Source organism: Vibrio sp. Vb1127, assembly GCF_033338735.1.
Classification (GTDB): domain Bacteria; phylum Pseudomonadota; class Gammaproteobacteria; order Enterobacterales; family Vibrionaceae; genus Vibrio; species Vibrio alginolyticus.
The window spans coordinates 209,940-233,841 of sequence record NZ_JAWOTF010000006.1 but is presented as its reverse complement, the minus strand read 5'-3'; the positions used below and the strand labels follow the sequence as shown (position 1 = coordinate 233,841).

Annotated in this window: 19 protein-coding genes; 13 read left to right on the top strand and 6 right to left on the bottom strand. The window is 46.5% G+C overall.

The annotated features are described in order from the left end of the window. Window positions 1–147 precede the first annotated feature (147 nt). Complete coding sequence (gene glgX / locus R7H07_RS11325) at window positions 148–2,139, top strand: glycogen debranching protein GlgX (protein ID WP_206959501.1); 1,992 nt, start codon at window positions 148–150, stop codon at window positions 2,137–2,139. Window positions 2,140–2,217: 78 nt separating this feature from the next. Here the strand turns inward: glgX and R7H07_RS11320 are convergent, their stop codons facing one another. Next, window positions 2,218–3,588 carry an L-serine ammonia-lyase gene (locus R7H07_RS11320; RefSeq protein ID WP_137282985.1) on the bottom strand — a complete coding sequence of 457 codons (1,371 nt, stop codon included), beginning with the start codon at window positions 3,586–3,588 and terminating at the stop codon, window positions 2,218–2,220. Between the two features lie 11 nt (window positions 3,589–3,599). Beyond that, on the bottom strand, window positions 3,600–5,141 hold the full coding sequence (locus tag R7H07_RS11315; protein ID WP_206959502.1) for a sodium:solute symporter: 1,542 nt from the start codon (window positions 5,139–5,141) through the stop codon (window positions 3,600–3,602). Between the two features lie 339 nt (window positions 5,142–5,480). On the opposite strand from R7H07_RS11315, the gene R7H07_RS11310 reads away from it, so the two are divergent. The 3 genes from R7H07_RS11310 (at window position 5,481) to R7H07_RS11300 (ending at window position 9,157) form a co-directional block, all read left to right on the top strand. Further along, window positions 5,481–6,776 carry an MFS transporter gene (locus R7H07_RS11310; protein WP_005374774.1) on the top strand — a complete coding sequence of 432 codons (1,296 nt, stop codon included), beginning with the start codon at window positions 5,481–5,483 and terminating at the stop codon, window positions 6,774–6,776. Between the two features lie 101 nt (window positions 6,777–6,877). Then, the gene (locus R7H07_RS11305; RefSeq protein ID WP_005374772.1) at window positions 6,878–7,894 is read left to right on the top strand and encodes a nuclear transport factor 2 family protein; all 1,017 of its coding nucleotides are present in this window, start codon (window positions 6,878–6,880) and stop codon (window positions 7,892–7,894) included. A gap of 177 nt (window positions 7,895–8,071) precedes the next feature. After that, complete coding sequence (locus R7H07_RS11300; RefSeq protein WP_005374770.1) at window positions 8,072–9,157, top strand: porin; 1,086 nt, start codon at window positions 8,072–8,074, stop codon at window positions 9,155–9,157. A 69-nt stretch (window positions 9,158–9,226) separates the two neighbouring features. On the opposite strand, the gene R7H07_RS11295 is transcribed toward R7H07_RS11300, so the two are convergent. The 4 genes from R7H07_RS11295 to hisD form a co-directional block, all read right to left on the bottom strand. Further along, complete coding sequence (locus R7H07_RS11295) at window positions 9,227–9,940, bottom strand: alpha/beta fold hydrolase (protein WP_042522209.1); 714 nt, start codon at window positions 9,938–9,940, stop codon at window positions 9,227–9,229. 1 nt (window position 9,941) lies between these two features. Continuing rightward, window positions 9,942–10,946, bottom strand: a complete 1,005-nt coding sequence (locus R7H07_RS11290) for a cupin (RefSeq protein WP_005374765.1) — start codon at window positions 10,944–10,946, stop codon at window positions 9,942–9,944. A gap of 83 nt (window positions 10,947–11,029) precedes the next feature. Next, window positions 11,030–11,764, bottom strand: a complete 735-nt coding sequence (locus R7H07_RS11285) for an SDR family NAD(P)-dependent oxidoreductase (protein WP_005374763.1) — start codon at window positions 11,762–11,764, stop codon at window positions 11,030–11,032. 1 nt (window position 11,765) lies between these two features. Further along, entirely contained in the window at window positions 11,766–13,058 is a 1,293-nt protein-coding gene (hisD, locus tag R7H07_RS11280) for a histidinol dehydrogenase (RefSeq protein WP_005374756.1), read from the bottom strand. Between the two features lie 289 nt (window positions 13,059–13,347). Here hisD and R7H07_RS11275 point away from each other — a divergent pair, with 289 nt between their 5' ends. The 9 genes from R7H07_RS11275 (at window position 13,348) to R7H07_RS11235 (ending at window position 23,861) form a co-directional block, all read left to right on the top strand. Further along, window positions 13,348–14,097 (top strand): HpcH/HpaI aldolase family protein, encoded by a 750-nt coding sequence (locus tag R7H07_RS11275; protein ID WP_005374748.1) that lies wholly within the window; start codon window positions 13,348–13,350, stop codon window positions 14,095–14,097. A gap of 150 nt (window positions 14,098–14,247) precedes the next feature. Continuing rightward, window positions 14,248–15,204, top strand: a complete 957-nt coding sequence (locus R7H07_RS11270) for a LacI family DNA-binding transcriptional regulator (RefSeq protein ID WP_025768661.1) — start codon at window positions 14,248–14,250, stop codon at window positions 15,202–15,204. A gap of 267 nt (window positions 15,205–15,471) precedes the next feature. Beyond that, window positions 15,472–16,467, top strand: coding sequence for a TRAP transporter substrate-binding protein (locus R7H07_RS11265; RefSeq protein ID WP_053307978.1), 996 nt, complete (start codon window positions 15,472–15,474; stop codon window positions 16,465–16,467). 58 nt (window positions 16,468–16,525) lie between these two features. Continuing rightward, on the top strand, window positions 16,526–17,089 hold the full coding sequence (locus R7H07_RS11260) for a TRAP transporter small permease (protein ID WP_025768663.1): 564 nt from the start codon (window positions 16,526–16,528) through the stop codon (window positions 17,087–17,089). Further along, window positions 17,086–18,366 carry a TRAP transporter large permease gene (locus tag R7H07_RS11255; RefSeq protein ID WP_206959504.1) on the top strand — a complete coding sequence of 427 codons (1,281 nt, stop codon included), beginning with the start codon at window positions 17,086–17,088 and terminating at the stop codon, window positions 18,364–18,366. The genes R7H07_RS11260 and R7H07_RS11255 overlap by 4 nt, the downstream gene beginning before the upstream one ends. 524 nt (window positions 18,367–18,890) lie before the next feature. Then, window positions 18,891–19,865, top strand: coding sequence for an ester cyclase (locus tag R7H07_RS11250; RefSeq protein WP_206959506.1), 975 nt, complete (start codon window positions 18,891–18,893; stop codon window positions 19,863–19,865). A 49-nt stretch (window positions 19,866–19,914) separates the two neighbouring features. Next, window positions 19,915–20,910, top strand: a complete 996-nt coding sequence (locus R7H07_RS11245) for an ester cyclase (protein ID WP_206959509.1) — start codon at window positions 19,915–19,917, stop codon at window positions 20,908–20,910. Beyond that, window positions 20,903–22,636 carry a sodium:solute symporter family transporter gene (locus R7H07_RS11240; RefSeq protein ID WP_005383442.1) on the top strand — a complete coding sequence of 578 codons (1,734 nt, stop codon included), beginning with the start codon at window positions 20,903–20,905 and terminating at the stop codon, window positions 22,634–22,636. The genes R7H07_RS11245 and R7H07_RS11240 overlap by 8 nt, the downstream gene beginning before the upstream one ends. 217 nt (window positions 22,637–22,853) lie before the next feature. After that, window positions 22,854–23,861 (top strand): LacI family DNA-binding transcriptional regulator, encoded by a 1,008-nt coding sequence (locus R7H07_RS11235; RefSeq protein WP_005374731.1) that lies wholly within the window; start codon window positions 22,854–22,856, stop codon window positions 23,859–23,861. The last annotated feature ends 41 nt before the right edge of the window (window positions 23,862–23,902 follow it).

Below are 23,902 nucleotides of genomic sequence, written 5' to 3'. Positions count from 1 at the left end.
ATTTCATATTTTTGACTCTAAGCCGTCACATAAAGTAATTAAATTACACGAATATTTTTATATTTAGGGTGGTTGACCTTAGTAAGACAAAGTTTTTAACTTATAGTTTCCTAAAGGTAGCAATAAATATTAAATAAAGTATCTCCGATGACACGACTTCTCTCTCGCCCCTACCCCCTGGGCGCAACATTGAATAAAGAAGGCTGTAACTTCTCTATTCATGCTCCAGGCGTAAAAGACATTCAACTGGCATTGTTTGCAGACGATGGCAGCTACGAGCTTCACGGTTTACCGAATGAATACGCTGGCATACGTCATACTTTTATTCCAGATATTAAGCCGGGGCAAAAATACGGTTACCTTGTCTCCCACAAGGACGAGCCACTGTTAATTTCTGATCCGTACGCAAAATCAATAGATAAAGCCCTCCACTATCACCCTCCCTACTCTCCAGCCAAAAGTTTCGATATGCCGAAGTGCGTCGTTATCGAAGATGATTTTGACTGGCAAAACACGGATCACCCGCGTATACCCAGAGAAGAGATGGTATTGTTTGAGACGCACGTCAAAGGGCTTACCCAACGCCACCCAGAGGTTGAGGACAAGCTGAAGGGGCGCTATTTAGGTCTTGCATCACCTGAAATGCTGGCCTTTTACAAACAGCAAAACATCAACACGCTGCAATTGCTACCTGTCGCAGCATGCATGCATGAGCCTCATCTACTAGAGATGGAAAAGGTCAATTATTGGGGATACAACCCTTATCTCTTTATGGTGCCCGATCCGCGCTACGCAGAACAAGACGCCGTTACGGAATTAAAAACAACAATTCGCGAATTGCATAAAAACGGCATTGAGGTGATTCTCGACGTGGTTTACAACCACACTGCTGAAGGTGGTGAAGGGCCTACAATCTTCAACCTGAAGGCCCTCGATTCCCGTTTTTACATCAAACATGGCAACCACTTCGCCAATTACACCGGCTGCGGAAATACAGTGGATCTCACCTACCAACCAGCCTTAAACCTTGTGATGGATACATTGCGCTACTGGGTTAGCGAATTTAAAGTCGATGGCTTCCGTTTTGACTTGGCTGCAACGTTAGGTCGACAGGGCGATGATTACAACCCAGAAGCAGCTTTCTTTAAAGCCGTTGCGCAAGACCCAATTTTGCGTGAAACCAAATTGATTGCCGAGCCTTGGGATATTGGTCCAAATGGCTACCAAGTGGGTAACTTTCCATTTGGTTGGAACGAATGTAATGACAAACTGCGTGATATTTCCCGCAGTTTTTGGCGCGGTGATCAAGGCTATTTAAAAGAGTTTGCCACTCGATTAATGGGCTCTCGTGACATTTATAGTGCAGCGAACTGGCCATACAAACTCACCGTAAATTACATCACGTATCACGATGGCTTCACACTGCAAGATTTAGTGTCTTACAAGCACAAACATAACGAAGCCAATGGCGAAGAAAATCGCGACGGTCACGGTGACAATCGTTCAGAAAACTACGGTGTTGAAGGCGAGACGGAAAATCTGATGATTATCGCCACGCGTGAAAAGCAAAAACGCAACCTTATTGCTAGCTTGCTGTTTGCCTTCGGTATCCCACACATTCTCACTGCTGATGTTCTGTCTCACACCCAAGGCGGTAACAATAATGCCTATTGCCAAGATAACGAAACCAGTTGGCTGAACTGGGAAGAGACAGAACGTAAGCAACATTTCAAAGCATGGATGTCACAAATGGTCGCCAACCGAAATCAATACATGGTGCCATTTATCCGAGCTTTCAGTGGCGAGAATCGCAATAACAACCGTATTTTCTGGCGCCGTACAGACGGTCGCTTAATGGAGCACGATGATTGGAACCGTTTAAGCTCTGTCGCACTTCACCTTGGTATCGGTAAAGAAGGGCAAGAGCTGGTCTACCTCATCAACCAAACTAACGCCACAGCTCGCTTTAAGCTCCCCAATGAGCGAAAGCAAGAATGGGTGACGATCTGTGATACAAACGTACGTAATCTCAACCCAGGACATGCTGAAGGCGAAGTCTTGCTGTCACCCACCTCGATGGTGATTTTGCACTATCAACCAAACCAAAGCACACCAAAAGGTGAGCAAACGCATAGCTAAGTTATAAACGCTCCAAAAAAGGAAAGCCGATGCATCTCAGTGCTTCGGCTTTTTTGTTGGTTAGATGTGCCTAACTCATTATTCGCAAGGCGGCGCTAGGTGAATCAAAGCTAACCCACCCAGTGACGTCTCGCGGTATTTCTTGTTCATGTCCTTGCCCGTTTGGTACATGGTTTCAATCACCTTATCCAACGAGATCAAACATTTACTATTACGCTTTAGTGCCATGCGAGATGCATTGATCGCTTTCATTGCACCCATTGCATTACGCTCAATACACGGTACTTGCACTAAGCCACCAATTGGGTCACAAGTCATGCCTAGTGAGTGCTCCATGGCGATCTCGGCCGCAATACAAATTTGTTCATTGCTGCCACCACGTAGCGCGGTCAAGCCAGCTGCCGCCATAGAAGAAGAAACACCGACTTCGCCCTGACAACCCACTTCGGCACCCGAGATAGACGCATTAGTTTTGTACAAAATGCCAATCGCACCGGATACAGCAAGGAAGTCTTTAAGCTGTTTAGTATCGAGCTCTTTGATGAAGCGATGGTAGTACATCAATACCGCTGGAATCACACCCGCCGCACCATTAGTTGGCGACGTTACGACTTGTCCACCAGCGGCGTTTTCTTCACTCACAGCAAAAGCAAACAGGTTAATCCAATCCATGATTTCCATTGGATCGTTTTCAATCGCTGCATTTGCTTCAAGCTTCTTCAGCAAGTTAGGCGCACGGCGGGTCACGTTCAAGCCGCCATCCAAGATACCTTCTGTCTCGAAACCGCGCTCCATGCAACGCGTCATCACACGCCAGATCTGTTCTGCACGTTGATTGATGGCTTCCATATCCTGAAATGCTTGTTCGTTTTTCAGAATCATGCCACCGAGGCTCATGCCGTTCTTCTCTGCCTGCGCCAACATTTCGTCCGCACTGGAGAATGGAAACTCAACTTCTACGGGAGCAGTCGCACTGCCATTTTGCAGTTCATCCGCCGTTGCGATGAAACCACCACCGATAGAGTAGTAAGTTTCAAACCCAACCTGATTGCCGTGCGCATCTAAGGCAGTAATCGTCATGCCATTCTCATGCAGAGGAAGGTTCTCTTCGTGGAATAACATATCCGTTTTGTAGTTGAATTCGATTTCATGACGGCCATCAACAGACATCATGCCCTCTTCAATCGCCTTGCGCATCGCTTTGTTCGCAGAAGCGATTTTGATGGTATCTGGTTTGTTACCCAACAGACCCAAAATCGTTGCACGGTCAGTATGGTGACCAACCCCCGTTAACGAGAGTGAGCCGTATAAATCGACTTGAATACGAACCACTTTTGCCAAGTTCGATTCAATCAAACGAGTGAAGTGGTAACCCGCGATCATTGGACCATTGGTGTGAGAGCTAGAAGGGCCCACACCAATCTTGTAAATATCAAAGATGGACAGCATAAACTTACCTATTACGACAATGCAGCATAAAGCCAATCAGGGAGAACCATACAAGCAGCGATGGTCGCCACAGCGAACACCAACAGCCCGTAATGACTTGCGGTTGGCTTTGCAAAAAGATGTTTTTGATTATTGATAAAGATTTGTTGCTCGGCAGTCACAGCGCCCCAACGACGGCTCACTAACACACCAAACAAAAGGAAGACGAACGTACCAATTGGCGCGAACCACGGCCAAGCCACGTCGAGATACATTGCAGTAAACACCGCAATCACACTCATGATACTGCCAACGATCACGCCTTTCTCATTGGCTTTTGCCCAGAATAAGCCAAGCACGAATGACCCAAGACGGATACCAACAAAGATGGAAGTCAGGCTAGCGATGGTTTTGAGTACCGATTCATTCGATACCGCCAGAAGAGCTGGCACTACCACCATAGCCGCAGCTAGCAAACTCATCTTTCTTGCGACTTTTTCGTAGTGCTCATCATCGGCACTCTTGCGAACGAAACGCTTGTAGATATCGAACGTTGCGACGGTCGCCATTGAGTTGTAGGTAGAATCCAAGGTCGACATTGCGGCCGCCGCCAATGCGGAAATGATCAAACCAACGACGATTGGGTTAGTGTGGTTGAAGACGAAATCCAAAATCACTTCGTTGCTGTTTTCAAACGATTGATCTTGATAGAAAACACTCAAAAGAACACCGAGTACCGCGAAGAATAAGTACACAAAAAATGCACCGTAACCACACAACAGCATCGACTTCTGCGCCGTCTTTTCACATCTCGTCGCTAACGTGCGTTGGATGATCAATTGGTTGGTGCCGTACACACTCAAATGCAAAAAGCTCACGGCAACCACGCCAGCCCAGAGTGTGGTATCTACGCCTAAATCAAAGTCTAAGTTGATGATATTCAGGTGATTACGAGAAAGGTAATCTGCCGCATTAATCTCTGTCATTAGAATGGCAAAGATAGCGATGCTGCCTGCTACCAATACTGCAGATTGCAACATATCGGTCCAGATAACCGTGGAAATTCCGCCCGCATAGGTATAGCAAGCGGTGAAAATACTAATGTAGATAATGGCTTCAGAAATACTGATAGGCAGAACTTGCACTAAGATCAGCGCCACGGCATACAAAATCACACCCGCAGAGATACATTGAACCACAATGAACACAATCGAGTTGATGGTTCTTGCATACACCCCAAAGCGGTGCTCAAGGTATTCATAAATCGAAGTCAAGCCCAGCTTATAGAAGACAGGCACAAAGAAAATGACGGTGAAAAAGATAACGATGGGATAGTTAAGGTGAATACTCATCGCTTCCAGGCCAGAGCTATAAACCCAACCAGGCATCCCTACAAACGTCATCGCACTAATGTAAGTCGCAAGTATCGAAACACCCGCCGTAAACCAGCCAAATTGCTTTCCACCCGTAGAAAAGTCGCCACCATTGCTGTAGCGCTTGTTCACTAAATAGCTGATTAATATGGTGATTAACACGTATAACGCAATCACCACAAAACTTGAGTACGTAACCATTTCAGGGTTTCCATAATTCTGGGTGCTAATTATTTGTGCTTTGATATTACTTTAAAAAAGCATATCTAAACGATAATCCCGCCATAACTGTGACTATAATCACCAATATAGACGGTTATATATTCAAAAATGCCAAAAAGACCGATTTAATGAGACTCCCATCACTAAAAACCACTAATTGGGTACGCATTCATTTTAAAATTGATATTGATCACGGATCTAATGACCTTAAAAAAACTATGATTCACCACGACACGAAATCGAAGATGATCCCAATAAGATCGTATTCTTTAAGTTTGAATAGCAACAAATCCTAAGTGAAATAGAGGTTTATCGGTCATGAATGCCAAAAGACACATGAGCGAAGTTCCTATGATTCAAAGGGTAGCTGCCTATCTAGCGATACTGGTTGGTTACTTTTTCTATTGTTATAACTTTGTAATTATTGACTACGTACGCCCATACATCGTTGAAGCGTATGATGGTATTAGCCTGTCAGACACTGCCCAGTTCTATACATGGCAGTCGGTTGGTGCACTTATCGGTGCATTGAGCTGTGCTTGGTTCGCAACAAAATTTGGTAAGAAATCCACTCTTATTACCATCACAGCCCTAAACGGTGGCGCAACGATCATCAATATGATGTTCACCGACTACACAACATGGGCAGCAATGCGTTTCATCATTGGTTTGTCACTGGGTGGTTACTTCACCGTGGCAGTAAGCTTGATGATCGGCCTATTTACGCCAACGGTACGTGGTAAGTTGACGGCATTCGCGTCTTCTATGTTCTCTGTAGCACTGATGGTAATGGGTGCGTATGCAGCATTTATTGCAAGCATCGATGCACCATGGGAAAGCCTAATGCTTGTTGGTGGTATCCCACCATTGGCAGCCGCTGTGGTCATGATCTTTGTACTACCTAGCGACAGCAAAGTGATCGCTTACGGTGAAGAAGAGCAAGCAAAAGCAGAAGAATCAGATGCACCAGCGAAAAAAGGCTCTTGGGGCGAAATGCTAAGCAAGCCTTACCGTAAGATCACATTAACGTGTCTATTACTGGCTGGCCTTAACTTCTACGGTTTCCAATTCTTTGGTGGCTTCGTAACCACATACCTACGTGATGTACGTATGTTCGACGGTGCAACCATCGGTCTCATCTTCTCTATCTCAGCATTTGGTTCACTGTTTGGTGCGTGGTTCTGGGGTTGGGTAGCTGACAAGTTCGGTCGTAAGGTGAACGCATTTGGCTTCATCCTAGCGGGCATCATGGTTTCAATCTTCTTTGTTGCACCTGGCGACATGGTGATTGGCGGCCTAAACATGCTGGCTCTACTTGGTCTGATTTACAACTTCGGTCTGTCTTCTTCAGCGGTATGGGGTGGTTACTTCTCAGAACTGTTCCCAGCACACCTACGTAGCTACGGCGCAGCGCTATTCCACGGCGGTCGTATCCTCGGTATGTGGGCACCAATGGTACTTATCTTCATCCAAGAGCGTACCGACCTACAAACCGCAATGTGGGGTTCACCAATCGTATGGATCCTTGCTGGTCTTCTATGGCTATCACTGCCAGAGACACTAAAAGGCGGCGTGTTCGATAAGAGCAAAAAAGCCGAAGCAGCAAAAGCGTAACTGAATTTCAAAAACTCCGGCTCGCTCCCCGGTCGGATGAAAAAACTTAATTTCGAGTCCTGTTCCCAAAGCCGACTCGACAGCAAATAAGAGAGTTTATTATGTCTAAATATCAAGAAGCGAAACGCGTTGTACGTGAATACTTCAGCGCAATGGAAAACGCAACTCACGAGAACGTGGCAGAAGTACTAAAAGCACACACTTCAGAAGATTACCTATGGCGTGGTGTTTACCCATTCCGTGAGCAACAAGGCGCTCAAGCAGCGGCTGACGTTTTCTGGGCTCCTTTGATGAAATCAATGACTCGCATGCAGCGTCGTCAAGACATCTTCATCGGTGGTGAGAACGAAGTAACATCAGGTGAAATCTGGGTAATGAGCATGGGTCACTTCATGGGTCTATTCGACGCTGAATACCTAGGCATGCGCCCAACTGGCAAAATCATGAACATCCGTTACGCAGAATTTAACTGTGTTGAAAACGGCAAGATCACTAAGACTGGCCTATTCCTAGACCTTCTAGGCGCGATGGACCAAGCGGGTTGTTACCCACTACCACCATCAACAGGTAAGCACTTCGTATACCCTGGTCCTCGTAACCACGACGGTCTACTGTTCGAAGACGCAGCACCAGAAGAAGGCGTAGCAACACTAGCACTAGTGAACAAGATGGTTGATGACCTATCTGCACTAAACGACAGTGGCGCTATGGGTTGCCCACCAGAAGTTCTTGAGAAGAGCTGGTCTAAAGACATGATCTGGTACGGTCCATGTGGTATCGGTGCGTCTTACACAATTCCTCGTTACCAACAGCAGCACCAATTGCCGTTCCGTAACAACCTAAAAGACAAGAAGTTTAACGGCCACGTATGTCGTTTCGCAGAAGGTAACTTCTCTTGTTTCTTCGGCTGGCCAAACCTATCTAACACGCCAATCGGTGGTTTCCTAGGTATGACAGGTGGTGAAGTACGTGCAGACATGCAAGTGGTTGACGTTTACTACCGTGACGGCGACAAGCTATCTGAGAACTGGGTACTGATCGACCTTCCTTACTGGCTAAAACAGCAAGGTCTAGACGTGTTCGAGCGTACTCAACAGATCCTAAACCCTTCTCTATAAGAAGTCCTAGGGGCGGATTGTCAACCCGCCTTTATGTTGCCTGAATCCCCTCTCGGTTCAGGTGACATGCTCCCAACTCGTGCCTCAAGGATGGGGCACAACCTCAAGATAGAACCCTTATTCACAACGGGCATGAACGCACGGTGGCTTTCTGCGCCCTGAATAATGAGATTGATGATGAAAAAGTCGACCCTTTCTGCAGTGATTTTAGCAGCGCTTACTTCTAGCTCAGCCTTTGCTGCACACACTTTTGTTAATGACGCTGGCGACAGCCTAACCATCGATGGCCGTTTCGATCTTCGCTACCAAGACCGTGGCGGTGATGACAACGGCGAATGGAACAGCGGCAGCTCACGTTTCGGTTTGAAAGGCCAAATGGGTCTAGATAACGGCTGGACTGGTTTCGGTCACGCGGAATGGGGCTACAACTCTGGCGCGAACGGCGACAACATTTACGACCGCTTGCTATACGCAGGTGTTGATCACGAAAAATACGGCAAGATTGCTGCGGGTACTAAGCAGTGGTCTACCTTCTACGACGTAGCATGGTACACCGATTTAGGTCGTGTATTCGGTACTCGTGGCTCAGGTGTTTACAACCTAGCTGACTGGGGTATCGCTTCCGGTGCTGGTCGTGCAGAAAACTCAATTACGTACCGTAATTCAATCAATGAAAAAGTGAGCTACGGCTTTACTTACCAAACCACGCGTGAAGATGTTGCTCTAGCAAGCAATGCGACAGCCTCACTGAAAAACGGCATGGGTGCGTCGATCACTTACAAACCGGTTGATAGCGTAACACTTGGTGCGGCTTACCATCAAAATGAAGTTGCGGATCTAGACGCAAGCGTGGTTGGCGTAGAAAACGGCGACAACATGCGCATCATGCTATTGGGCGCAAACTACAGCAACGGTGGCTTCTACGCGGGTGCGACATTCCACGTTGGCGAAAACTGGGAAGCAGTGAGCCAAGGCGGTACGGACGTAATGTTCGATACCCTAGGTGGCGAAATCTACACTTACTACCACTTCGATAACGGCCTACGCCCAACGTTGAACTACAACTACATGGAAGATCGTGGTGACGAGACACAAGGTTACGAGCGTAACTTGCTGATCCCTGGTCTTGAATACCACTTCCAGAAGAACAAATTCCTAGTTTGGACTGAATACCAGTTCGATCTAGGTAAAGATCAGTACGATGGCAGCAAATTCGAAAACCGTGATGATCAATTCGCGGCAGGTATTCGCTACTACTTCTGATAATACTCATCGCTCACCACCTATACCCAAGTAACCTTAAGGTGGTGAGTGATGAAGTTCTTATCAACACTAAGCAAAGTTATCTTGAAGCCAAGTAGTCATCACTTCACTAATAATTAAAGGCTGCTCAAGCGTAGATAGATGCCCACACTCAGGGATAACATGAAGCGTGACGTTTGGGATGCATCTCTCCATGAGCAGATGATTGTCTAGCGGACAAAGCTTATCTTCTTTACCTGTTATCACCAACGTAGGAGCTTGAATGTCCGCCAATAAAGGTCGAGCATCCGGGCGAGTTGCTAACGCTTTAGCATGTGCTTCAAATGCCTCCAAACCTACATTGATCGCCATGCCTTCTATACGCTCAGTTAACGCTTTGTCTTGCAAACGGGTTGGATGAATCAGCACTGGCATTAGAGTATCAGGCGTAATGCTTTCAAATTCACCACTTAACGCTCGACTAACCAGTGCGTCGCGCTTTTGTGTCACCTCTGGCTTTTCATCCGCCGCGTTGGTGTCCATTAGCACCAAACCTCTGACTCTGTTTGGCGCTTGACGGTACACCTCAAAGGCAAGAATCCCACCCATTGATAAGCCACCCAAGACAAACTCCTGCGGTGCGTCTTGCAATACTTTCTGCGCCAGCTGTTCCATTGACGGCAATGAAGCCAGCGTCGGGCATGAAGGCTCAACCCAACTTGGCAACGCTCGGTTGACTTCCTCAAACAATGTGCCATCACAAAGTAGTCCGGGTAGCCAAACTAACGAGGTGGGTTGCGTCATTTTATTCTCCTGCCAGCGGCTTTGGTTGATCAGAGCCAAGAATGCAATACGTCAAACTATTACCACGCAAGTTCGTCAGTGAGTATGACGCACCTTCTGGAACATTCAGCACATCACCGCGCGTTAAAACAACACTCGCTTGTTCGCCTTGATGCGTGAGGACCACTTCAGTATCGCCATCAAAGTTGATAAGCACTTGTTTTTCTTCTCGGCAGTGTTGAGGAATCGAGCCACCTTCAGAAAGCTCATAAGCCATGATGCTCACTTCATCTTCACTCTTTACTTGGAAGTCATAACTCGCCAAAGGATGACCCGTTAAGGCGTATTGTTTCACGTTGCTTCCGCCGAAATCGCCTTTGATTTCACGATAATCTTTTTGCAGAGCGACAAATGGCATCATCTCTTCTGCGGTGTAGGTATCGAAGGTCGCGAGCTCTTCTTCGGTAAGCAGCGGCATCAATTCTGATTCTTGTGGCACCGGGTCGCCATTAATGGTGTCCACGAGTGTGCCATCGGCTTTGAGGTATAAACCATAACCTTGACTGTCTTTAATAACGTTTGGATGCCAAATAACGCCGCCACCTGAATCGTCGCCGCCAAGTACCGAGAACATAAAGCCGTAATCGCGGCCAACCACTTCAAATCCACGGAAGAGATTGGTTGGAATCGAGATGACGTCACCGTGAGACAACACCGCCTCATGCTCTCCATCGTTCCCCCAATAAAAACGGAACTGACCTTTGAACACCAAGAAAAGCTCGGCGGTACGATGAGAGTGCAACGAATTTTTGATGCCCGGCGGTTGGCCTGCGGCACCAATGTTAAAGCCCGCCGTATCGCGAATATGAACATGCTGACGACTGCTTTCTGCCACCCCAGCACCGATAATGCAGAAGTTATCTTTCAGATCACTGCCTGGCGTGCGCGCATCAATAAACGCACTCGTACCCGGAATCAGTTCCATGTAGCGGACCAGATTATTATTCATTTTAGATTGTAGAGTCATTGTAAATCCTTGTTGTCCTTGTTTGGACCTAGCCTTTGAATTGTTAGTTACAAGCCTAAAGTTAGTTACAGACCGAAAGTGTGTTACAGACCTAAAGGTCGCCCACCATCAACCGCGATGGTATTGCCTGTCGAGAAGGTAAGAAGATCTGCCACGGCGTACACGGCTTGAGCGACTTCTTCATCATTGGCTAAACGCTTAAGCGGTGTGGATTGTTCTTGTTGATTACGCCATGCGTCATCCAAGCCTTTGACAAACTCAGTGTCGACAAGCCCTGGAGCAACAGCCAGAACTCGAACCTCGGGAGACAGAGCGCGAGCTAAAGAACGGGTCATGTTCTCCGCGGCAGATTTACTTGCACAGTAAGCAATGTTGCTCCCCATCGCAGTCTGTGCCGCGATAGAAGTAATGTTCACCACACAACCATTGGCTTGCTTAAGCCAAGGCTCAAACGCTCGAACCATGGCAAAAGGCGCACGAACATTCACTTGGAATATTTGGTCAAACAGCTGGTCATCTAAGCTTTGCAAATCAGAGTGCGCGACGAATTTCGTCATCCCCGCACAGTTGACCAACAAATCCAGCTTGTCGCTTATTTCACTGACTTGATGTTTAAGCTGTTCAATCGCACTAGAATCTGCCACGTTCAATTTGAATGCTAGATGCTCGTTACGTGGCAGCGAGGAAAGCACATCCTCGGCCGCTTTCTGATTACTGTTGTAAGTCAGAATTACGCGATATCCCGATTCAGCTAGCTTGCGACAAATGGCGGCACCCAGTCCGCCACTGCCGCCTGTGACTAAGGCAAGTTTCGACATATTACGCCTCTTCTACTTTGCCTTTGTAACGGCGCACACGAATATCCGCTTGCTCTTTGTGGCCAGCAAAACCTTCGAGTGCACACAAGCGAGAGCAATACTCACCGACTTTGAGGGACGCAGCTTCCGTTACACGCTGGTAAGTACAGGTTTTGATAAATTTACCTACCCAAAGACCACCGGTGTATCGCGCCGCTTTCTTCGTTGGCAGTGTATGGTTGGTACCAATACATTTATCGCCGTAAGAAACGTTGGTTTCACGACCTAGGAACAAGGCACCGTAGTTGGTCATGTTATCTAGGAAGTATTTAGGATCTTCGGTCATCACTTGAACGTGTTCAGAAGCGATATCGTCTGCCACTTCCACCATTTCTTCGTAGCTATCACACACAATCACTTGTCCGTAATCTGCCCACGCTTTACCCGCGACTTCAGCCGTTGGAAGAATGGTTAACTGACGTTCAATTTCTTTGATGGTTTCTTGCGCAAATGTTTCGCTATTGGTCAACAATACAGCGGGAGAGTTGTAACCATGCTCAGCCTGACCAAGCAAATCTGCTGCTGCTAATTCTGGGTCACAGCCTTTCTCATCGGCAATGACTAGGGTTTCCGTTGGGCCTGCAAACAAATCGATACCAACGCGACCAAACAACTGACGTTTTGCCTCTGCTACAAATGCGTTACCCGGCCCTACAATCATATCGACTGGCGCAATAGTCTCCGTGCCCAATGCCATAGCTCCTACCGCTTGAACACCACCGAAGCAGTAGATTTCATCCGCACCCGCCATTGCCATCGCAGCGACAATCGCCACATTCGGTTGGCCATTAAACGGAGGTGCACAAGCAATAACACGTTTTACGCCCGCGACTTTCGCCGTCAGTACACTCATGTGAGCGGATGCAACCAATGGGTATTTTCCACCAGGGATGTAACAACCCACGCTGTTGACTGGAATATTTTTATGCCCCAGTACCACACCAGGCATGGTTTCTACTTCGACGTCTTTCATTGAGTCACGTTGAATTTGAGCAAAGTTTCGAACTTGTTGCTGAGCGAACTCGATATCATGACGAGTCGATTCATCAAGCGCATCCACACAGGCTTGGATTTGCTCTTCTGACAGGCGGAATTGCTCCGGCGACCAGTTATCAAACTTTTCAGACAACTCACGTACAGCGCTATCACCTTTCGATTCAATATCAGCAAGAATGTTTTCAACAATCTGACGCACTTTTGCGTCGTTTGATGCTGATGCTTCTTCAGTGATTCCGTTTTTTAAAATGCGTGCCATTGGGTTTCTCCTTGAACATTGAGGCTGACGAACGGTTATTTTTATACTTTTGGATACGAATGCAAAATCAGATTAAACACTTAAATAACATTTGACAAGTTAAGTCAACAAACCAAAAAAACCACCCTTAAGCCTTTGTATTGATTAATTTAAACAAATAAAAGTAAGTAATAAGGACCTTGATTGAGTTTAATTTTTAATCAAAAATGAGTTTTAGATCACATCATTTTTACTCATCATTTACATTTCACCGTGTTAGTTTTTGCATACCTTTGCAAAGGAGAGAATTATGAGCAATTTTAAGCAACGTCTGACTAAAGAAACGCTATTAGGTACATTTGTTAAAACCCCTCATCCTCACATTATCGAGGTATTGGCACTGGCAGAGTTGCCTTTTGTGGTACTGGATGCAGAGCACGCACCTTTCGATCGTTCCTCGCTTGATCTGTGCATCATGGCGGCCAGAGCGAATGACCTCGCGTGCGTGGTACGAGTACAAGACAGCGCCCCTTCAACCATTTTGAACGCGCTTGACTGTGGCGCGGCGGGTGTGCAAATTCCCCATGTTTGTACTGCTGAACAAGCGACGCAACTGGCGAAAATCTGCCATTACGGAGAAGGTGGCCGAGGGTATGCTGGCTCCAGTCGAGCAGCGCAATACGCCACTAAGCCCATGGTTGAACACTTAAAAGACAGCCGTGCGAATACGATTGTCATTGCACAAATTGAAGACCCTCAAGGGGTTGAAAATGTTGAAGCGATTGCCAATGTTGAAGGAATTGATGCGCTCTTCATTGGCCAAGTTGATCTCACTGTCGCTTATGGTGCTGATAGCGTTCATGATGAGAAAGTCGCACAAGCAAGTATGCGAGTAATCGAAGCGGCCAGAGCCGCCAATAAACCTGTTGGCATGTTTGTCGCGACGGCTCAACAAGCTCGGGAATGGCGTGAACTCGGCGTTAGCTTCTTTTGTGTTGGGTCTGAACACAAAATGATCATTGATGGCTTCAAACAAGAGAGAAATGTGATGAATTCTTGAGTTTTCTCTGATATTTACGCCTTATCAATGTAATGCTCTAGACACAGAAATCCCCTAGCCCATACACTCAGCACGTATGAGAAGGTTCAATGGCCTTAAATAAGGAGTATCACCATTAAAGCGAAAGTAACTTCGATCGACGTCGCGAAGATGCTCGGCGTCTCTCAATCGACGGTATCTAGAGCATTCAGCCCGACTGCGAGTATTAGCGAGAAGAAACGCAAAATGGTGATGGATGCCGCAGCTAAGCTCGGATACACACCGAATGCCATCGCCCGAGGTCTGATTTCGAATCGTTCAGGCTTAGTGGCGATTGCGTTAGATAGCGAATCAAACCCAATGTACGACATGCAATCTCGTGCTTTGGCTGTCGAAATTCAAAAGCGAGGCGGACAAGTTGTGCTTTGCCCTATCGACAAGGACGACCTCGATCTCGCCATTTCACGCGCCATTGAATACCAAGTGGACGGACTCGTTATCGCCACCAGCCGTTTAACCTCACGCGCGTTTGCCCAATGCGAAAAGTTTGGCGTTCATTTAAGCTTGATTAACCGCTACGCCGAGGGTATTAATGCCAATAGCTCTGGTATTGATAACCGATTGGCGGGCCAACAAGCAGCCGAGTATTTAACGCAGAAAGGCGCAAAACAGTGTGCTTATATCAGTGGCGATGCTGGCTCCATGACCAGTGAAGAGCGTTGGCTGGGTTTCTCTTCAAAATTGCAAGAACTCGGCTCCCCGTCACCAACCTTTATCCAAGCCAAGTACAGCTTTGAAGCAGGCTTAGAAGCGGCGAAAGCGATCTTGTCGCACACTAGCAAACCCGATGCAATTTTTTGTGCAAACGACATCCTCGCCATGGGTGTGATGGATGGCTTGCGACAAGCCGGAGCAAAGATCCCCCAAGACTTCTCTGTGATGGGTGTAGATAACATTCCGATGTCTGCATGGCCGAGCTATGATTTGACCACCATTGCTCAACCAGTCGACAAAATTGTTAAACGAGCGGTTGAAGATTTGATGAATCGAATCAACGGCAACCTGGATGCAACTGGCGAATACCTTTTCGAGCAAGGCACCTTGATCGAACGTAGTAGCACCATTTAATAAATCCATTTTTATTCATTCTTCATAAACAAAATGCCTTGCTTTCGAGTAAGGCATTTTCTGTGATCACGATTAAATTTTCACCAATCGTTATTTAATTCCTCATCAATTCATCAATCTTGTTATTGACTTGTTACTTTAATGTTTTATTTTGGATTCGTATGCAAAATGGATATGAATTGCTCAACTAATTTATAAAAACATAAAAAGTTGTGTGACTTGCCGACGAATGCCCATGGCAGGTCATACCAGAAACAAGGAAGAACGATGAAGAAAGCAATCCTTACTTCACTTACCGCACTGGGGCTTGCATTTAGCAGTATGAATACGTTTGCAACCAGTGTTATTCGTCTTGCTCATGACAGTCAAGAAACCTCTCCCGTACACAAAGCAATGCTCTATTTCGAACAAGAAGTGGAAGCTCGCTCAAACGGTGAGATAGAAGTTGAAATCTATCCGGCAAGACAACTAGGCGATGTGCGTGAGACGACTGAACTCGTACAGCAAGGCAACTTACAAATGACGTTTGGTGCGTCAGTTTTACTCTCTCCCTACGTCCCAGAGTTTAACGTGCTCGACGTGTTCTACCTTTTTGATAGCGAAGAGCAAGCACACAAAGCGCTCGACAGTGAGAAGATCGGACAACCATTGTTGAATGCTATGGAATCAAAAGGCTTTCATGGACTTGGCTTTATGGAGGTCGGCTTTCGTAGCGTGACCAACAACAAACAGCCAATTGATAGTATTGAGGACCTGAAAGGGCTAAAGATTCGCTCGGCATCTAACCCCACTCAAATAAGCGCGTGGAAATCTATTGGTACTGCGCCAACACCTCTGTCTTGGGGAGAAATTTTCACCTCGTTACAACAAGGCCTGATTAACGCTCAAGAAAGTGCTATCTACTCTATTTATGCCGAACGTTTTTACGAGGCACAAAAGTACCTCTCTTTAACTAACCATATATACACCAACTACGTGTTGTTCATGAACAAATCGTTTTGGGATTCACTGCCTGCAGAGCAACAGGCGCTGATCAGTGAAGTAAGCAAAGAAACCATCGCTAAGCAGCGCGAGCTCGCCGCTAAGCAAAATCAAGAAGTGATCAAAGATCTCGAAGCGAAAGGCATGACGGTTAACATCGTCCCAGACGAGGTACGCAGCATCATGAAAGAGAAAATGAATGCGGCCGTGTACCAGGACTTGCGCAGTAAAACGGGTAAAGACTTGTTTGACAACGTGATGGCCGAGATAGAACGCCTATAACTCCCACTCTTTTGCACGATCTGGCAACAGGTCGTGCTTTCTCGTTTTGGAGGTGAACATGAAGTGGTTTCGCTTACTAGACAAATACCTAGAACCAACCCTTATCGTTATCGCGATCTCAACGATGACAACTTTACTGTGCTTGCAAATCGCCCTACGCCTGTTCGATGCAACGATCGCGTGGGCTGAAGAGCTGGCTCGTTATTTATTCGTATGGGCGATGTACCTGAGCATCAGCTACTGTATCCGAGATGATCGACACATCCGCATTCGTGTGTTCATCGATAAACTTCCGGGCAATTGGACGCAATTCAGTTTGATTGTCTCTGATCTTATCTACCTTGCCTTTAGTGCAACTGTCGCCTGGTTTGGATTTAAGGTTATAAACCGCAGCCTGCAACTCGGTCAGATTGCACCCGCAATGGAAATTCCTATTGCGTGTTTGTATGCCTCTGTTTTAGTTTGCGCACTATTAAGCTGCGCGCGCCTAGTGACAAGCATTTATCAACGTGTGAACGCGTGCTCCACCAGCAATGAACGAGTTCGCTTTTCTCGCCAACGCTATCGCCATATCAAAGCAAAGTATCGTACTTCTAACCGACTATTGGAGTTTAACGCATGACGTCTGCACTTTTGTTTGGCAGCTTTGGTCTGCTTCTGCTCATTGGCGTTCCGGTCGGTATTGCTCTGGCGGCAGCCAGTATGGTCGCGATACTCAGTCTGCCGTTTCTTAACATCGAGTTTTTAGTCCAAGGAATGGTAACAGGGCTCGACTCTTTCCCTCTCCTCGCCGTCGTTCTATTTACCTTGGCAGGTAACCTTATGAGCCAAGGAGGGATCTCAAAACGATTATTACACGTGGCGGAGGTCTTCTTTGGCCACTTTACTGGTGGGCTTGGCATCGTCGCCATTGTGGCGTGCATGTTCTTCGCTTCCATCTCTGGTACGGGGTCTGCCACTGTTGCCGCTATCGGCCTGACGATGATTCCATCTATGGTGAAGAAAGGCTACGACCGCAGCTTTGCCGGTGCCTTGATAGCCTCTTCCGGCGGAATTGGGGTCATTATTCCACCCTCAGTGGTGATGATCGTCTACGCGATCACAGCTGAAGTCTCGGTAACTAAAATGTTCATGGCAGGCATCATTCCTGGCTTGGTCGTCGGTATGGTAGTGATCGGCTATTGTCTAATTGTCTCAAAAATGCGGGGCTACACAGGTAACGAACGCAAAGCCACTTGGTCAGAGCGTCTTGATGCACTAAAAGAAGCCAGTTGGGCAATGCTACTACCCGTAATCATTCTCGGCGGTATCTATTCCGGTATCTTCACGCCTACCGAATCCGCAGCGATTGGCGTGCTCTATGGCTTATTCTTTGGCATGTTTGTTTATAAAGAGCTCAAACCAGCGCAAGTTGTGAAAATCATTCTAGAGTCGTCACTGTTAGTTGGCGCAGTACTCGTCATTGTGGGTGCGTCCGTGACGTTTGGCCGCATATTGACCCTAGAACGTCTACCGACCGAGATTGCTCAGTTCATTCTATCGATTACTGAAAACAAACTTCTGATACTGCTTTGCATCAATGTCCTGTTGTTGCTTGTCGGTACCTTTATGGAAACGCTGGCAGCCATTGTTATTCTCACGCCAATTCTGTTACCCATTACGTCAGCACTCGGCATGGATCCCGTTCATTTTGGGATCGTGATGATCGTGAACTTGGCCATTGGCTTTGTTACGCCTCCTCTGGGTGCCAACCTGTTTATGGCAAGTCAGGTAGGCAAAGTACCGATAGAGTCGCTCTCTAAAGCCATCATGGGTTGGATTGGTGCAATGATAGTGGCCTTGATGTTGATTACCTTCATCCCTGCCATCTCGCTATCATTACCTGCGCTTTTATCCTGATCGTTGCACTCATAGAGCGCTTATGACTGTTATAGCCACTAGATAAACACCTTTCTAGTGGCTTATTCGTTATCTACTTCCGATTTAATAAAAAAGACTTAAAGCATTCGTATGCAAAAGGAAAATTTGAAAGATATAAGGATAATTGACACCAAAATAGCTGAATATTAGCGATAAAGTCTATTTGGGTGCCTTGATCTGCATGATTATCAGTTTTGGCTTAATCATTTGTTTCCATTCAAACAGATCAAAATAAATTAAGCGATTAAAAAACAATAAGATACTAGAAAATTCATACAAAAAACTTTGACCTCCTTTCTTATTAACACGTCTCGATAAGAGATAGCTTCCATCTCGCCTGTACTTTTTTAGTTTATTTTCCGCTCAATTGTTAAAAATCTGATCATCAGCACGCTATTTAAACAATCAAAAAACAATCCGTTGACAAAATGGCAACATGATATATTTTGAATACGTAATCAAAACATAATTCAAACATAATTATTCAATTACGGAGGTGATTTATGGCCATGGTTGGCTTCGATGAAAAGTGGCGTGATTTTCCCGACTACATTCTTGGTATCACAAAAGAGATTTGGGAAGACCGAGGTTTAAACACCTTAGAACACTACTACTCTCCCGACATTGTTGTGCGTACTCCACTCTCTATCGTTCAAGGAAACGAAGGGGTGATCAGTGCAACAATGGCGACACTGGCCGAGTTTCCCGATCGCACGCTATATGGCGAAGACGTCATTTGGTCAGGCACCCCGGAACAAGGCATGCTTTCTTCTCATCGAATCATCTCTACTGCAACACACAGTGGCAACGGCTTCTACGGGCAAGCCTCGAACCGCAAACTTCGTTTCCGTATTATCGCAGATTGCCACGCTATCAATAACCAAATCAATGACGAATGGTTGGTTCGCGATCAAGCCGATATCGCGAAGCAACTGGGCATGACGTCAGAAGAGTTTGCACGCCGACAAATCGAATTTGAAGGTGGCGTGGAATCAAGCCCATTTCCGTTCACACCTGAAGTCGACATTCCTGGACCTTATTTGGGCGTAGGCAACGACAACGAATATGGTCAGCGATACGAAGCAATTCTCAGAAGCCTTATGAATGCCGAGTTCTCAATAGTACCGAAAGAGTACGACCGCGCTTGCATCGGCGAATACACTAGCGGTCAAAATGCCTTATCACACTCGGAAGTCGATCATTTTTGGATGGCACTTCGTGCGTCTTTCCCAAATGCTCAATTTACCGTTCACCATCGTATTGGCCGGGATGACGACATGATGTCACCACGCGCTGCAATTCGATGGTCTTTGCACGGTAAGCATGAGGGATATGGGATGTTTGGTAAGCCTTCAGGAAAAGAGGTTTACATCATGGGGATCAGCCACGCTGAGTTTGGCCCTTGGGGTCTTCGTCGCGAATTCACTTTGTTTGACGAGACCGCAATCTGGAAGCAAATCCTGCTACAGCAAGGCTAACGGCTGACTAAACACTATTTATTAAAATCACAGACAGTAAGGAAGCAACATGTCACTCAACATCATCGAACAGTTCTACCAGAACTACTTCAAAGCCGCAGACATCGAGCAAAAACAGGCCGCTCTGCAAACTTTGAACCCTGACGTAAAATGGTGCGTGGCGCACCCTGTGAACGATCTTAATGGCCCAGATGCAACCCACGAATCTTTCCTCTCACCACTTGTTAATGCTTTGCCTGACGCCGAGCGCCGACCAATAATTGTTATGCACGGCGAATACGAAGGCCGCACTTGGTACAACTCTACCGGCTACTTTATCGGTACATTTGAACAACCACTATTTGGCATCCCAGCAACAGGGAAAACACTCTACTTGCGTTACACCGAAATGGTGTGTGTGGAGAACGACCAAATCACCGAATCATACATGATTCCAGACTTCATCGATGCGATGAATCAAGCAGGCTGCAACCCTCTTCGTAAAAGCTTAGGTCACGATGGCTTGGTTCCTTCTCCTGCAACTTCTAACGGTATTCAACAATCTATTGTGTCTTTGGAAGAAAGTGAAAAGAGCGCCCAGCTGGTTGAAGATATGCTGTCTTGCTTGGGTCGTTTTGATGGCAAAGATCTTTTCTCGATGGATTTAGAAAACTACTGGCACAATGACTTCATGTGGTACGGCCCTGCTGGTATTGGTACTACACGCGGTCTCAAAGGTTTCCGTAACCACCATCAAGCGCCATTTGTGTTTGCCTTCCCTGACCGAAGTGTCGATATTGAGGTCAATTTTTTGGCCAAAAATGACTACGTATCCACAGGTGGCTGGCCACATATGCATGGTACTCACACTGGTCACAGTGGCTGGCTCGGTCTTGCCCCAACCGGAAAACACATCGAACTTCGCGTTATGGACATTTGGCGACGCGAAGGCGATTTACTGAAAGAAAACTGGGTAGCGATCGACATCGTTCATATCCTGCTACAACTTGGCTATGACGTGTTTGCACAAATGAAAGAACAGTTAGAAGGACCTAATTATGCATGAGTTTGGCGCACTTAACTGGAGCATCCTTGGGGGATACATCGCCCTCACGCTAGTACTGGGTGCAGTAATCGGAAAGCGAGTCACTTCGGCTAGCCAATTCGCCTTGGGTGATAAGAGCATCCCTTGGTGGGCGATCGGTATTTCTGTCGTTTGTACTTACGTGAGTGCGATGTCGTTCCTTGGCGGGCCAGCTTGGTCTTACAAAGAAGGCCTGTCGGTTATCGCGATTCACCTCAATTATCCGCTGGTGATCTTCTTCATCGTGGCTGTGTTTATGCCGTTTTTCTACAACAACGGTTTAACCTCCATCTACGAGTATCAAGAACGACGCTTCGGTAAGGCTTCACGACTGACTTTGTCGTTTATCTTCCTTATCAAACAAGCATTGAGCTCGGCAGCCGTACTCTATGCGACAGCAATGATTTTGGAGTTCATTACTGGTATCGACGTGATGTACTGCATCATGATCGTCACTGCAATTGCCCTTATCTACACCGTAATGGGCGGTATAGCGGCTGTCATTTGGACCGATGTTATTCAAGCAGTAATCTTATTTATTGGCGCATTCATCATCATCGAAGCCGTGTGGAATGGCATGCCTGCCCCGATGACGGAGGTCATGGCAGAACTCAAAGCGAAAGGAATGACAGATGCCCTACAAACAAGTTTTGACCTAAGCCAAGTAACGACTGTATGGGCCGGCGTTATTGCAATGACGATGTTCCACACCACCGTGTATGGTGGTAACCAGATGATGGTACAACGTTGTATGGCCGCGAAAAACATGGGCGATGCGAAAAAGGCAATGTTGATGATGGGCTATGTGGCCTTCTTTATTTACTTTGTCTTTATCCTACTTGGTGTCCTATTCAACGCTTATTACGACGGTAAAGAGTTTGAAAACGGCAACACCATCATTCTTCATTATGCGAGTGAATATGGAATGCCGGGCTTGATGGGCATCATTGCCGCTGCGATTCTGGCGGCAAGTATGTCGAGTCTCGATTCCGCATTTAACTCAATGGCGACCGTTTCTGTGGCTGACTTTTACAAACGCTTCTACAAGCAAAACGAGTCGGAAGAGCATTACTTGAAGGTATCGCGTTTCTTCACGGTGGCGTGGGCGATTTTGGTCATCATTCCAGCGATCATGTTTGCCACCAGCACAGGCTCGGTACTGGAAGTGCTGAGTAAGGCAGGCTCTTACTTTGTCGGTGCAAGCTTCTGTATGTTTGTCCTTGGGTTCTACTCAAAACACATTACGGAAAAAGGCTTGTTGATTGGCGTTGCTGCTAGCTTCTTGGTGATTTGGTATGTAGCCGTTGCGACCGATATTGCGTGGCCTTGGTATTGCGTGATTGGCGTCCTTGTGAATGCCGTTGTCGCTTACATTGCTAGCCTTCTCCTGACGGGTAAACAAGATGAAATGCATCTTTACACAGTGAAAGGCCAGCAAGCGGAATATGCTCGTCTAAATAAACCAATCAAGGAAGATGGTTGGTATGTCGTTCCCGGCAAAATCGATGCTCCATGTTATGGCTTACTAGTGATGTTTGTATTCTCTCTCGTGATGCTTTGGGGGATCAACGCGTTTACCGACAACGCTCCTATGCTGATTAACTTTATGCGTGGCTGCTCTATTCTTGTCGCTACCGCTTGCATCGGATACATGGGGTATTCACTCCTCTCCCCGAAACGTAAAGTTGCAGTCAAACAAGCAAATTAATGTTCTTTACGTAGATACTGTACGTCCAACAAACGGACAGTATCTACGCACTAGATCTAGTGCTAGCTCAAAGCAAATCGAATGGGTTAACCCACATTTTGCTTTTTAATACTCCAAAGCCATTATTCTACTTAGGATACCCCGTCAGAACATTTATGAATACGTACCTATTTATGCTAGTCTTATGACCTCAATTACTGGCAACTAAGTTTTATTCATGAAATCAATTAAACACGTAGTCACATCAAAAGATGTGGCAAAGATGGCAGGCGTCTCTCAATCTACTGTATCGCGCGTGTTTGTTCCGGGTAGCTCAGTATCCGAAAAGACCAAGCAAAAAGTCTTTGAAGCGGCTAAAGCCCTTAACTACCGCCCTAACGCCTTTGCACGTAGCCTGACCACAAACGAATCGAAATTGATAGGTTTGGTGTTTCCTGATGCGGATTACCCTATCCATATGAAAACACTGCAGTTAATTTCCAGTGAGTTACAGAAAAAAGGTTATTCTGCCGTATTGATTCCATGGCAAGTGGATGAAGAAGAGGGTCACTCAATCCCAAATATCTTCCAGTATCGCGTCGATGGTGTCATTGCTGCTTCCGCAACCTTCAATAAGTCCCTTTATGAAGAATGTGAAGAGTTTAATATCCCAATTGTTCAATACGCACGAGTTGTTGAAGGTACTAGGAGTAGCTACGTTATCAGTGACAACTACGAAGCAGGCCAACAAGCCGCGCAACTTTTGCACAAAAGTGGCGTGAAGAACGCGGTTTATTTGACGGGAGAAGTGCCAACCTTTACGAATGACGAACGCCAAAGCGGCTTCTGCTCTGAATTTGAAGACCTAACTGGCAAGACGCCACGCATCATTGAAGCCAGTTATGACTACGCGAGCTCACTTGATAAAGTCCGTGCCATACTGGCAGACAAAAATCGGCCTGAAGCGGTGTTCTGTGCAACCGATAACCTTGCGATGGCGGTCATGGATATCGCTCGTATAGAATGCGGGTTGAGCATTCCTCAGGACTTACAAGTCATTGGCTTTGATAATATTCCTCAGACAGAATGGTTGAGCTATCAACTAACCACATTCCGCCAGGATTTCCGTCGCCTCGCTCGCGAGTGCGTGAAGATCATTGTTGATCAAATTAATACGAAAAACGGCAGCCTAGTAAAAATGATGGTGCCAGTGAAGTTAATCGAGCGCCAGACAACAAAAGCTTAAATAGCTATAGCCAGCCATTCGGTTGGCTTTTTTATTTGCCT

Excerpts from the sequence above, each read along its gene's own strand:
- glgX (WP_206959501.1), top strand. The coding sequence starts at position 148 with ATGACACGACTTCTCTCTCGCCCCTACCCCCTGGGCGCAACATTGAAT.
- R7H07_RS11320 (WP_137282985.1), bottom strand. The coding sequence starts at position 3,588 with ATGCTGTCCATCTTTGATATTTACAAGATTGGTGTGGGCCCTTCTAGC.
- R7H07_RS11315 (WP_206959502.1), bottom strand. The coding sequence starts at position 5,141 with ATGGTTACGTACTCAAGTTTTGTGGTGATTGCGTTATACGTGTTAATC.
- R7H07_RS11310 (WP_005374774.1), top strand. The coding sequence starts at position 5,481 with ATGAATGCCAAAAGACACATGAGCGAAGTTCCTATGATTCAAAGGGTA.
- R7H07_RS11305 (WP_005374772.1), top strand. The coding sequence starts at position 6,878 with ATGTCTAAATATCAAGAAGCGAAACGCGTTGTACGTGAATACTTCAGC.
- R7H07_RS11300 (WP_005374770.1), top strand. The coding sequence starts at position 8,072 with ATGAAAAAGTCGACCCTTTCTGCAGTGATTTTAGCAGCGCTTACTTCT.
- R7H07_RS11295 (WP_042522209.1), bottom strand. The coding sequence starts at position 9,940 with ATGACGCAACCCACCTCGTTAGTTTGGCTACCCGGACTACTTTGTGAT.
- R7H07_RS11290 (WP_005374765.1), bottom strand. The coding sequence starts at position 10,946 with ATGACTCTACAATCTAAAATGAATAATAATCTGGTCCGCTACATGGAA.
- R7H07_RS11285 (WP_005374763.1), bottom strand. The coding sequence starts at position 11,764 with ATGTCGAAACTTGCCTTAGTCACAGGCGGCAGTGGCGGACTGGGTGCC.
- hisD (WP_005374756.1), bottom strand. The coding sequence starts at position 13,058 with ATGGCACGCATTTTAAAAAACGGAATCACTGAAGAAGCATCAGCATCA.
- R7H07_RS11275 (WP_005374748.1), top strand. The coding sequence starts at position 13,348 with ATGAGCAATTTTAAGCAACGTCTGACTAAAGAAACGCTATTAGGTACA.
- R7H07_RS11270 (WP_025768661.1), top strand. The coding sequence starts at position 14,248 with ATGCTCGGCGTCTCTCAATCGACGGTATCTAGAGCATTCAGCCCGACT.
- R7H07_RS11265 (WP_053307978.1), top strand. The coding sequence starts at position 15,472 with ATGAAGAAAGCAATCCTTACTTCACTTACCGCACTGGGGCTTGCATTT.
- R7H07_RS11260 (WP_025768663.1), top strand. The coding sequence starts at position 16,526 with ATGAAGTGGTTTCGCTTACTAGACAAATACCTAGAACCAACCCTTATC.
- R7H07_RS11255 (WP_206959504.1), top strand. The coding sequence starts at position 17,086 with ATGACGTCTGCACTTTTGTTTGGCAGCTTTGGTCTGCTTCTGCTCATT.
- R7H07_RS11250 (WP_206959506.1), top strand. The coding sequence starts at position 18,891 with ATGGCCATGGTTGGCTTCGATGAAAAGTGGCGTGATTTTCCCGACTAC.
- R7H07_RS11245 (WP_206959509.1), top strand. The coding sequence starts at position 19,915 with ATGTCACTCAACATCATCGAACAGTTCTACCAGAACTACTTCAAAGCC.
- R7H07_RS11240 (WP_005383442.1), top strand. The coding sequence starts at position 20,903 with ATGCATGAGTTTGGCGCACTTAACTGGAGCATCCTTGGGGGATACATC.
- R7H07_RS11235 (WP_005374731.1), top strand. The coding sequence starts at position 22,854 with ATGAAATCAATTAAACACGTAGTCACATCAAAAGATGTGGCAAAGATG.